General features: G+C 61.4%; 19 protein-coding genes. All 19 read right to left on the reverse strand.

Features of this window, described 5'->3' with window-relative positions:
- Nucleotides 1–450: 450 nt before the first annotated feature.
- Nucleotides 451–819 (reverse strand): 50S ribosomal protein L18, encoded by a 369-nt coding sequence (gene rplR / locus VJ307_10990; protein HJX74661.1) that lies wholly within the window; start codon nucleotides 817–819, stop codon nucleotides 451–453.
- Nucleotides 820–863: 44 nt separating this feature from the next.
- The gene (gene rplF / locus VJ307_10995; protein HJX74662.1) at nucleotides 864–1,403 is read right to left on the reverse strand and encodes a 50S ribosomal protein L6; all 540 of its coding nucleotides are present in this window, start codon (nucleotides 1,401–1,403) and stop codon (nucleotides 864–866) included.
- A gap of 31 nt (nucleotides 1,404–1,434) precedes the next feature.
- A complete protein-coding gene (gene rpsH / locus VJ307_11000) occupies nucleotides 1,435–1,833 on the reverse strand; it encodes a 30S ribosomal protein S8 (GenBank protein HJX74663.1) in 399 nt (132 codons plus the stop codon).
- 9 nt (nucleotides 1,834–1,842) lie between these two features.
- The gene (locus tag VJ307_11005; GenBank protein ID HJX74664.1) at nucleotides 1,843–2,028 is read right to left on the reverse strand and encodes a type Z 30S ribosomal protein S14; all 186 of its coding nucleotides are present in this window, start codon (nucleotides 2,026–2,028) and stop codon (nucleotides 1,843–1,845) included.
- Nucleotides 2,029–2,048: 20 nt separating this feature from the next.
- A complete protein-coding gene (rplE, locus tag VJ307_11010) occupies nucleotides 2,049–2,588 on the reverse strand; it encodes a 50S ribosomal protein L5 (GenBank protein ID HJX74665.1) in 540 nt (179 codons plus the stop codon).
- Between the two features lie 40 nt (nucleotides 2,589–2,628).
- Nucleotides 2,629–2,967 carry a 50S ribosomal protein L24 gene (gene rplX, locus VJ307_11015; GenBank protein HJX74666.1) on the reverse strand — a complete coding sequence of 113 codons (339 nt, stop codon included), beginning with the start codon at nucleotides 2,965–2,967 and terminating at the stop codon, nucleotides 2,629–2,631.
- Between the two features lie 19 nt (nucleotides 2,968–2,986).
- Nucleotides 2,987–3,355, reverse strand: a complete 369-nt coding sequence (gene rplN / locus VJ307_11020; GenBank protein ID HJX74667.1) for a 50S ribosomal protein L14 — start codon at nucleotides 3,353–3,355, stop codon at nucleotides 2,987–2,989.
- A gap of 24 nt (nucleotides 3,356–3,379) precedes the next feature.
- Nucleotides 3,380–3,661 (reverse strand): 30S ribosomal protein S17, encoded by a 282-nt coding sequence (rpsQ, locus tag VJ307_11025; GenBank protein ID HJX74668.1) that lies wholly within the window; start codon nucleotides 3,659–3,661, stop codon nucleotides 3,380–3,382.
- Between the two features lies 1 nt (nucleotide 3,662).
- Nucleotides 3,663–3,863 carry a 50S ribosomal protein L29 gene (rpmC, locus tag VJ307_11030; protein HJX74669.1) on the reverse strand — a complete coding sequence of 67 codons (201 nt, stop codon included), beginning with the start codon at nucleotides 3,861–3,863 and terminating at the stop codon, nucleotides 3,663–3,665.
- A 7-nt stretch (nucleotides 3,864–3,870) separates the two neighbouring features.
- Complete coding sequence (rplP, locus tag VJ307_11035; protein ID HJX74670.1) at nucleotides 3,871–4,287, reverse strand: 50S ribosomal protein L16; 417 nt, start codon at nucleotides 4,285–4,287, stop codon at nucleotides 3,871–3,873.
- Between the two features lie 6 nt (nucleotides 4,288–4,293).
- The gene (gene rpsC, locus VJ307_11040; GenBank protein HJX74671.1) at nucleotides 4,294–4,944 is read right to left on the reverse strand and encodes a 30S ribosomal protein S3; all 651 of its coding nucleotides are present in this window, start codon (nucleotides 4,942–4,944) and stop codon (nucleotides 4,294–4,296) included.
- Between the two features lie 32 nt (nucleotides 4,945–4,976).
- On the reverse strand, nucleotides 4,977–5,309 hold the full coding sequence (gene rplV / locus VJ307_11045; GenBank protein HJX74672.1) for a 50S ribosomal protein L22: 333 nt from the start codon (nucleotides 5,307–5,309) through the stop codon (nucleotides 4,977–4,979).
- 20 nt (nucleotides 5,310–5,329) lie between these two features.
- A complete protein-coding gene (gene rpsS, locus VJ307_11050; protein HJX74673.1) occupies nucleotides 5,330–5,611 on the reverse strand; it encodes a 30S ribosomal protein S19 in 282 nt (93 codons plus the stop codon).
- A gap of 19 nt (nucleotides 5,612–5,630) precedes the next feature.
- A complete protein-coding gene (gene rplB, locus VJ307_11055) occupies nucleotides 5,631–6,452 on the reverse strand; it encodes a 50S ribosomal protein L2 (GenBank protein ID HJX74674.1) in 822 nt (273 codons plus the stop codon).
- 29 nt (nucleotides 6,453–6,481) lie between these two features.
- A complete protein-coding gene (locus tag VJ307_11060) occupies nucleotides 6,482–6,769 on the reverse strand; it encodes a 50S ribosomal protein L23 (GenBank protein HJX74675.1) in 288 nt (95 codons plus the stop codon).
- Nucleotides 6,766–7,389 (reverse strand): 50S ribosomal protein L4, encoded by a 624-nt coding sequence (gene rplD, locus VJ307_11065; GenBank protein HJX74676.1) that lies wholly within the window; start codon nucleotides 7,387–7,389, stop codon nucleotides 6,766–6,768. The genes VJ307_11060 and rplD overlap by 4 nt, the downstream gene beginning before the upstream one ends.
- A gap of 11 nt (nucleotides 7,390–7,400) precedes the next feature.
- On the reverse strand, nucleotides 7,401–8,042 hold the full coding sequence (rplC, locus tag VJ307_11070) for a 50S ribosomal protein L3 (protein HJX74677.1): 642 nt from the start codon (nucleotides 8,040–8,042) through the stop codon (nucleotides 7,401–7,403).
- Between the two features lie 49 nt (nucleotides 8,043–8,091).
- Entirely contained in the window at nucleotides 8,092–8,400 is a 309-nt protein-coding gene (rpsJ, locus tag VJ307_11075) for a 30S ribosomal protein S10 (protein ID HJX74678.1), read from the reverse strand.
- A gap of 36 nt (nucleotides 8,401–8,436) precedes the next feature.
- Nucleotides 8,437–8,689 (reverse strand): hypothetical protein (locus VJ307_11080; protein ID HJX74679.1); only part of this gene is annotated, 253 nt, incomplete at its 5' end.

Here is an 8,689-nt window from a genome sequence, read left to right on the forward strand (position 1 = left end):
GCGGATACGCGATTCCACCGAAATATCGAGGCAAGGAAAAGGGCAAGCGGGATCCCGAGGCCGAACGTGGGAAATACGCCGAGGAACACCCCGAGGGCGAATCCCAGGGCGACATGGACCGAATCCCCGCCCACGCGGACCAGGCGAAGGGAGATGTAGCGGAAGGTTCTTCGGCATCGCTCGAAGGGGGTGCGTGAGGGCCGCGGGGACATTGGCGGTATTATATAAAGAAATCCGGCCGGAAAGGGATAGTGCACCGTCTCGCAAATACCTTGGCATTCGAGCGCCGCTGCATCCGCTCCAGCTTCGTTGCGCTTCTTGCAACGAGGGGGACACTCCTGATTTTCTCGGCGAATAACCCAGGAGTGTCCCCCCCCATCCTCAGTCGCGCGCCTCGTTGGCGCGGCGCATCGACGCTCTCGGTGCTCAAGCTATTTACGAGGCGGTGCACTAGAATTCCAGCCCGGACTCCCGGGCACCTTCCGCCAGGGCCTTGACGCGCCCGTGATACAAAAACCCGTTCCGGTCGAAGATGACTTTCCGGATATTCTTCTCGGCGGCCTTCCTGCCGATATACTCCCCCACTTTCTTCGCGGCATCGCTCTTCTTCAGTTCGCCGATTTCGGCCCGGATTTCCGGGCTGAGGGTGGAGGCGGCGAGAATGGTGGACCCCGTCGAGTCGATCACGAGTTGCGCGTAGATGTGCTTCGCGCTTCGGAAAACCGACAGCCGAGGACGATGCTCCGTCCCGAAGATCTTCTTCCGGATTCTTCTCTTTCTCTTCTGCCGGGCGATTTCCCGCATATTTTTCTGGCTCATGGCTCATCGAACTCCATCTGGTGGTTTCCGGCCGGAAAACCTTCCTACTTTCCGGCAGCCTTTCCGACTTTCTTCAGGAGACGTTCGCCCCGGTACCGGATTCCCTTCTGCTTGTAGACGTCCGGCCGCCGGAGGGAGCGGATCTTCGCCGCGATGAGGCCGACGAGTTCCTTGTCCGCCCCGGATACCTTGATGACCGTGTTCGCCTCCACCTGCGCGCTGATCCCCTTCGGAAGGGGGAAGATCACGGGGTGGGAATACCCCAGCGCCATCTGGATCGCATCCTGCTTGACTTCGGCCTTGTAGCCCACCCCGACGATTTCGAGAGTCTTGGTGAACCCCTCGGCGACGCCTTTCACCATGTTCGCCACCAGGGTCCGATAGAGCCCGTAGAGGTTCCGGGCGGACTCCTCTCCGGGCTGCAAGGCGACGACGGCATGCCCGTCCTTGACCTCGACCGTCACCTTGTCGGGGATCGGGCGGGAAAGAGCACCCTTCTGCCCGGTGACGGTAAGGATTCCGTCCTTGATCTCGACGGTGACTCCGGCGGGGATCGCCACCGGCACTTTTCCGATTCTCGACATGGTTCCCTCCCCGGGAAAACCTGAGGCCCCTTTACCAGACCTGGCAGAGCAGTTCCCCGCCGATCGCGAGTTTCTTCGCCTTCTCCCCCGTCATCACCCCCCGGGAGGTGGAAAGAATGGCGATTCCGAAACCGTTCTTCACGGTGGGGATCTCATCCATTCCGACGTACACCCGTCGCCCGGGGCGGCTCACCCTTTTCATCCCCCGGATCGCGTATCCGGTCCCGGGCTCGTTCCTCAGGGTGATCCGGAGTACCGCCTGCTTCGGGTCGGGAAGAACGCGGTAGTTTTTCAGGAACCCCTCCTCCTTGAGGATCAGGGCGATGTTCTCCAGCACCCGGGTGGAAGGAAGCTCGAGCTGGTCGAACCTCGCCATCTGTGCGTTGCGGATGCGTGCAAGCAGATTGGATATATGGTCGTTGATGGCCATCCCGGTCTCCTACCAGCTCGCCTTTACCACGCCGGGGAGCTCCCCCCGGAGCGCCAGCTCCCGGAGACAGATCCGGCAGAGCTGGAACTTGCGGTAAAAGGCCCTCGGCCTTCCGCAGCGCGGGCATCGGTTGTATTGCCGGACGCGAAACTTTGGGGTCCTCTTCGATTTGGCGATGATCGATTTTTTTGCCACTCCTTCTCCTCCCGGAAGCGTCAGGCCCGAAACGGCATTCCGAGGAGGCGGAGAAGCTCCAGCCCCTCCTCGTCGTTGCGGGCCGAGGTGACGATCGTTATGTTCATTCCTCTTATTTTGTCTATTTTATCGTAGTTTATCTCCGGAAATATAATCTGTTCCCTTACGCCAAGCGTGTAATTTCCCCGACCGTCGAACCCTTTGGGGGAGACCCCCTTGAAGTCCCTCACCCGGGGCAGCGCGACCGCAATGAGCTTGTCGAGAAAGTAATACATCCGGTCCCGGCGAAGGGTGACCATCACCCCGATCGGGACGCCCGCCCTCAGCTTGAAATTCGATATGCTCTTGCGGGCCTTCGTGACCACCGCCTTCTGCCCGGTGATGAGACCGATCTCCTCGACGGCGGAGTCGATGACCTTGATGTTGTCGATCGCCTCCCCCAGCCCCATGTTGATGATGACTTTCTCGACTTTGGGCACCTGCAAGGGGTTCCGGTAGGGGAACTTCTCCTTCAACCGCGGAACCACCTCGTCCTTGTAATAATCGAACAGTCTCGCCATCTCCCGTCACCCCGGTCCGCCGGTATCCGGCGGGTCTTCGCTATTTCTTCTTGGTCTCGAGCACGTCGCCGCAGCGCTTGCAGGCGCGGTGCCTCTCTCCCGAATCCTCGACCATCATCGATATCCGCGTCGGCTTGTTGCACTTGTCGCACATGATCATGATGTTGGAGTACGAAAGCGCAGCCTCCTTCTCGACGATGCCGCCCTTCGGATTGGTCTTGCCGGGCTTCACGTGGCGCTTCACCATGTTGATTTTTTCCACGAAGACGCGCCCCGCATCCCGGTCCACTTTGAGGACCCTGCCGACCTTCCCCTTCTCCTTGCCCACCATGACCCGCACGATGTCGTTCTTCCGTATATGGAGCGTCGCTTCCGCCATGTCTCTCTCTCCCTCCCCCCTACAGAACTTCCGGAGCCAGGGATATGATTTTCATGAATTTCCTGGCGCGGAGTTCCCGGGCCACCGGCCCGAAGATCCGCGTTCCGACAGGCTCCCCCTGCGGGTTGATGAGCACGGCCGAATTCTGGTCGAACCGGAGAAAGCTTCCGTCGGCCCGGCCGATTTCCTTGGTGGTCCGCACCACCACCGCCTTGTACACATCGCCCTTCTTGACCTTGCCGTGGGGGATCGCCTCCTTCACGCTGACCACGATGATGTCGCCGACGCCGGCGTATCTCCGCTTGCTCCCCCCGAGCACCTTGATGCAGCAAAGACGCTTCGCCCCGGAATTGTCGGCCGCGTCCAGCATGGTCTGCATTTGGATCATGACATTCGTTCTCCGCTTGTCGGGTTAGCGAACCTCGGGCCGTACGATCAGCCGGGAGACTCTCCAGCACTTTTCCTTGCTCAGCGGCCTGGTTTCGATGATTTCCACGGTGTCTCCGACATGGTATTCGTTCCGCTCGTCGTGCGCCTTGTAGGTGGTCCGGCGCTTCGTGTACTTTTTATATACCGGATCCAGGACGACCCGCTCCACGCGAACGACGACGGTCTTGTCCATGCGGTCGCTCATGACGACCCCGATCTTCGCCTTGCGAATCCCGCGGTCTTGTTTTTCCTTTGCAGTCGCCATGCTACCTCGCCTCCCCTCCTTCTTTCTGCCGGAGGAACGTGATGATCCGGGCCAGGTCCTTTCGCCGGTTCCGGATGAGCATATGGTTGTCCAGGGAGGATGCCGACCGCTTCATCCGGAGACGGAAGATCTCGTCCCGCAGTTCCATCTCCCGGTGCCGCAACTCCTCGACCGCGAGGTCCTGGATCTCCTTCTTCTTCATGACCGCCTCATGCCTCCCTCGACAGGAACTTCGTCTTCAGGGGGAGCTTGTGCGAGGCGAGGCGAAAGGCCTCCCTCGCGGTCGCCTCGTCCACCCCCTCGATTTCATAGAGCACGAGGCCCGGGCGCACCACGCAAACCCACTCTTCGGGCGCCCCTTTTCCCTTGCCCATGCGGGTTTCGGCGGGCTTCTTGGTGACGGGCTTGTCGGGGAATATCCGGATCCAGATCTTCCCGCCACGCTTCACGAATCTCGTCATCGCCACGCGGGCGGCCTCGATCTGGCGGGAGGTGATCCAACCCGCCGTGGTAGCCTTCACCCCGTAGTCCCCGAAGTTGAGGGTGTTCCCCGCCTGGGCCGCTCCCCGTCTCCGCCCTTTTTGCATCTTCCGGAATTTCACCCGTTTCGGCGCAAGCATGCCCATGTTCTCCTATTCGATGGTCTCGCGGGAGGAGGACGGCAGCACCTCTCCCTTGTAGATCCAGACCTTCACCCCGATCTTCCCGTAGGTGGTTTTCGCCTCGGCGAACCCGTACTCGATGTCCGCCCGCAGGGTATGGAGGGGAACCCGACCTTCCCGGTACCACTCGGAGCGGGCCATTTCGGCTCCGCCCAGCCGTCCGGCCACGTGGATCTTGATCCCCTTGGCGCCGAGCTTCATCGAGGAGAGAACGGTCTTTTTCATCGCTCTCCGGAAGGCGATCCGCCTCTCGAGCTGCATGGCGACGTTTTCGGCGGTCAGCTGGGCATCGGTCTCCGGGCGTCGGATCTCCTGGATCGTGATCGAGACCTCCTTCTTGACGAACTTCTGCAGGTCCTTCTTGAGGTTCTCGATCTCGGCGCCCTTCTTCCCGATGACGATTCCGGGCCTCGCCGTGTGGATGATGACGTGGACGCGGCTGGACTTCCGTTCGATCTCCACCGACGACACGCCGGCGTGGATGAGCCGCTGCTTGACGTATCCCCGGATGCGCAGGTCCTCCTGCAGGTTCGTGGCGTAGTCCTTCTCGGCGTACCACCGCGATCGCCAATCCTTGATGATCCCCAGCCGAAACCCGTACGGATGTACCTTCTGTCCCAAAAGCCGCCTCCCTTCGGTTCGTCGCTCTCCCGTTACTTCTCATCGACCACGATGGTGATATGACTGGTCCGTCTCCGGTAGCGGTGCGCCCGCCCCATCGGCGCGGGACGGAACCTCTTCACGGACGCCCCTCCGTCCACAAACGCCTTCTTCACGAACAGGATGCCCGTATCGATCACGCCGGTCTGGGCGGCGTTCGCGACGGCGGAATCGAGCACCTTCCTCACCGTTTTGGCGCACGCCTTGTTCGCCAGCTTCAGGATCGTCTGCGCGTCGGAGAGTTTCTTCCCGCGGATAAGGTCCACCACGAGCCTCGCCTTTCTCGGGGAGACACGCATGAACCTTGCCGTCGCTCTCGCTTCCATCGTCGCTCTCCTTCCGCGGCCTACTTCTTCACCTTGGCCTTCCGGTCTCCCGAATGGCTGTGAAACGTGCGTGTCGGCGAAAACTCACCGAGTTTGTGTCCGACCATGTTTTCCGTGACGAAGACGGGCATGAATTTCCTCCCGTTGTGGACGGCGAACGTGAAGCCCACCATGTCCGGCGTGATGGTGGAACGCCTGGACCAGGTCTTGATGACCTTCTTGTCGTTCAGTTCCACCGCCCTGCGGACCTTCCTCTCCAGGCTTTGCTCTACGTACGGTCCCTTTTTGATCGATCTCGCCACGGATGACTCCCCTTTGCGATTATTTCCGGCGCTTTACGATGTAGGGATCGGAAGTCCGGTTCTTCCGGGTCTTGTGCCCCTTGGTCGGTTTCCCCCAGGGCGTGCAGGGATGCCTCCCCCCGGAGGATTTCCCCTCCCCGCCGCCGAGCGGGTGGTCCACCGGATTCATGGCGACGCCCCGAACCGTCGGCCGCCGGCCGAGCCAGCGGCTCCTGCCGGCCTTCCCGAGCGACACCTTCTCGTGGTCCAGGTTCCCCACCTGCCCCACCGTCGCCATGCAATCGACCAATACGAGCCTTACCTCTCCCGAACCGAGGCGCAAGTGGGCGTACCGCCCTTCCTTCGCGAGAATCTGGACGACGCTTCCCGCCGCCCGGGCCATCTGCCCTCCCTTGCCGATCTTGAGCTCCACGTTGTGGACCATCGTCCCCACCGGGATCTGCCGTATCGGAAGTGCGTTGCCCGGCTTGATGTCCGCGTCGTTCCCGGATAGAACCGTGTCTCCCACGGAGAGCCCGACCGGACACAGGATGTACCGTTTCTCCCCGTCCGCGTAATGAAGAAGGGCGATGCGGGCTGACCGGTTCGGATCGTATTCGATCGCGGCGACCCTGGCCGGGATGTCCTTCTTGTTTCTCCGGAAGTCGATCATCCGGTATTTTCTCTTATGCCCGCCCCCCCGATGCCAGATGGTGATTCTGCCCTGGTTGTTCCGCCCTGCCCGGTTTCCCTTTTTCTGAACGAGGCTCCTCTCCGGCTTCTTCTTGGTGAGCTCCTCGTTCGTAAGGACCGTCATGGAGCGGACGCCGGGGGAGGTCGGCTTGAATTTTTTGATTCCCATGGCTGCGGCTCCTTGCCTCGTCTCTCGCGTCACACGCCTTCGAAAAACTCTATCTTATCGCCCGGTTTGAGCACCACGACCGCCTTCTTCCAACCGGGACGTCTTCCGACGACCCGCCCCCTTCTCTTCTTCTTTCCGGAGACATTCATCGTCTTGACGTCGACCACCTTGACCTTGAACAGCTTCTCGACCGCCTCCTGGATCTGGTTCTTGTTCGCCCGGGGATCCACGGCGAACGACACGGCGTTGGTGGTCTCCTTGAGCAACGTCGCCTTTTCGGTGATCAGCGGCCGCTTCAGGACGTCGGTGATATTCATTTCCCCAGCACCTCGCTGATTCTGTCGAATGCCGGACGCGTGAACACCAACTGTTCGTACGAGAGGATGTCGACGACGTTGAGGGCGGAAACGGGAAGCGACTTGAACGACGACAGGTTGCGAATTCCGAGAACGAGCGTCTCCTTGGGCTCTTCCGTCACCAGAAGGGCGTGGGAGAGGCCGAGCTTCCCGGCGATCTTCAGGAATTCCTTGGTCCGGGGACCCGGAAGGTCCAGGTCGTCCACGAGCACGATCCGGTTTTCCCTCGCCCGGACGGTCAGCGCGGAGCGAAGCGCGGCCTTCATGGATTTCCGGTTGACCTTCTGCTCGTAGCTGCGGGGGTGCGGCCCGAACACCGTGCCGCCGCCGCGAAGCAAGGGGGAGCGGGTGCTCCCCATCCGGGCCCGCCCGGTGCCCTTCTGGCGGTACGGCTTTTTCCCGCCGCCGCGGACCTCTTTCCGGGTCTTGGTCGAAGCGTTTCCCGAACGTTTTGCGTTCCGCTGGGCGACGACCACCTGATGGAGCAGATGCTCCTTCACCTCGGCCCCGAAGACGGACTCCGGCAATTCGACCGTCTCTTTGACCTTCCGTTCCTTGTCGAAAAGCTCCAGGGTGGCCATCTCCGCGCTCCTTACTGTCCGTTGCCCTTCTTGATGGCGTGTCGCACGAAGACGAGGCCGTTCTTCGCCCCCGGCACTGCGCCCCGCACCAGCAACAGGTTCTTCTCCGTCTGAATGGCGACGACCCGCAGGTTGAGAACCGTTACGCGCTCGTTCCCGTAATGGCCGCCCATCTTCACGTTCTTGAATACCCGGGAGGGCCAGGAAGAACCGCCGATGGACCCGGGGGCGCGGTGGTGCATCGAACCGTGGGACGCCCCTCCGCCCTTGAACCCCCACCGCTTCACCACTCCCGCGAATCCCCGTCCCTTCGTCTGTCCCGTGACGTCCACGTAATCCCCTTCCCGGAAGATGTCGACCCGGATTTCGTTCCCGACCTCGAGGGGGGATTCGGAATCGACCCGAAGCTCCCGAAGAGCGGCGAACGCCCCTTTTTCCGCCTTCTGGAAATGACCGAGCATCGGTTTGCTGACGCGATGCGCCTTCTTCGCCCCGAACCCGAGCTGAACCGCGTCATATCCGTCGCTCTGCCTCTTTTTTCTCTGGACAACGGTGCAGGGACCCGCCTCGATCACCGTCACGGGGATGACTTTCCCCTGCGCGTCGAAGACCTGGGTCATTCCCAACTTCTTCCCAACGATTCCGGTTGTCATGGTCACACCTTATTCATCGGATTACGATGGCGGGGGACGCTCCCCCTCACTAAAGCTTGATCTCCACTTCCACCCCTGCCGGAAGGTCGAGCTTCATGAGCGCGTCGATCGTCGCGGCGGGCGGCTCGTGGATGTCCAGCATCCGCTTGTGCGTACGGATCTCGAATTGCTCCCGGCTCTTCTTGTCGACGTGGGGCGAACGGTTCACGGTGAACCGTTCGATCTTCGTGGGAAGGGGAATCGGCCCCGACACCTTCGCCCCGGTCTGCTTCGCTTTTTCGACAATCTCGCCGGTCGCCTTGTCCAGGAGCTTGTAATCGAACGCCTTCAGGCGAATGCGGATTTTCTGGTGTTCCATCGCCAAGGGATCTCCCCCCTTCCTTTCGGAATCTTGCTATTCCAGGATCTCCGCGACGACTCCGGCGCCCACGGTGCGGCCGCCCTCCCGGATCGCGAACCGAAGCTCCTTCTCCATGGCCACCGGAGCGATCAACTCCACCGTCAGCCCCACGTTGTCCCCCGGCATCACCATCTCCACGCCCTCCGGAAGCGTCGCCACCCCCGTCACGTCCGTCGTCCGGAAGTAAAACTGCGGACGGTACCCGTTGAAAAACGGAGTGTGACGGCCCCCCTCTTCCTTCGTCAGA

It is taken from the genome of Candidatus Deferrimicrobiaceae bacterium (assembly GCA_035256765.1).
GTDB lineage: Bacteria > Desulfobacterota > Deferrimicrobia > Deferrimicrobiales > Deferrimicrobiaceae > CSP1-8.

Excerpts from the sequence above, each read along its gene's own strand:
- rplC (HJX74677.1), bottom strand. The coding sequence starts at position 8,042 with ATGACAACCGGAATCGTTGGGAAGAAGTTGGGAATGACCCAGGTCTTC.
- rpsQ (HJX74668.1), bottom strand. The coding sequence starts at position 3,661 with ATGGCGACTGCAAAGGAAAAACAAGACCGCGGGATTCGCAAGGCGAAG.
- rplB (HJX74674.1), bottom strand. The coding sequence starts at position 6,452 with ATGGGAATCAAAAAATTCAAGCCGACCTCCCCCGGCGTCCGCTCCATG.
- rplV (HJX74672.1), bottom strand. The coding sequence starts at position 5,309 with ATGGAAGCGAGAGCGACGGCAAGGTTCATGCGTGTCTCCCCGAGAAAG.
- rplE (HJX74665.1), bottom strand. The coding sequence starts at position 2,588 with ATGGCGAGACTGTTCGATTATTACAAGGACGAGGTGGTTCCGCGGTTG.
- rpsH (HJX74663.1), bottom strand. The coding sequence starts at position 1,833 with ATGGCCATCAACGACCATATATCCAATCTGCTTGCACGCATCCGCAAC.
- rpsJ (HJX74678.1), bottom strand. The coding sequence starts at position 8,400 with ATGGAACACCAGAAAATCCGCATTCGCCTGAAGGCGTTCGATTACAAG.
- rplF (HJX74662.1), bottom strand. The coding sequence starts at position 1,403 with ATGTCGAGAATCGGAAAAGTGCCGGTGGCGATCCCCGCCGGAGTCACC.
- rplX (HJX74666.1), bottom strand. The coding sequence starts at position 2,967 with ATGGCGGAAGCGACGCTCCATATACGGAAGAACGACATCGTGCGGGTC.
- rplD (HJX74676.1), bottom strand. The coding sequence starts at position 7,389 with ATGGCCACCCTGGAGCTTTTCGACAAGGAACGGAAGGTCAAAGAGACG.
- rplN (HJX74667.1), bottom strand. The coding sequence starts at position 3,355 with ATGATCCAAATGCAGACCATGCTGGACGCGGCCGACAATTCCGGGGCG.
- rplR (HJX74661.1), bottom strand. The coding sequence starts at position 819 with ATGAGCCAGAAAAATATGCGGGAAATCGCCCGGCAGAAGAGAAAGAGA.
- rpmC (HJX74669.1), bottom strand. The coding sequence starts at position 3,863 with ATGAAGAAGAAGGAGATCCAGGACCTCGCGGTCGAGGAGTTGCGGCAC.
- rplP (HJX74670.1), bottom strand. The coding sequence starts at position 4,287 with ATGGGCATGCTTGCGCCGAAACGGGTGAAATTCCGGAAGATGCAAAAA.
- VJ307_11060 (HJX74675.1), bottom strand. The coding sequence starts at position 6,769 with ATGAATATCACCGACGTCCTGAAGCGGCCGCTGATCACCGAAAAGGCG.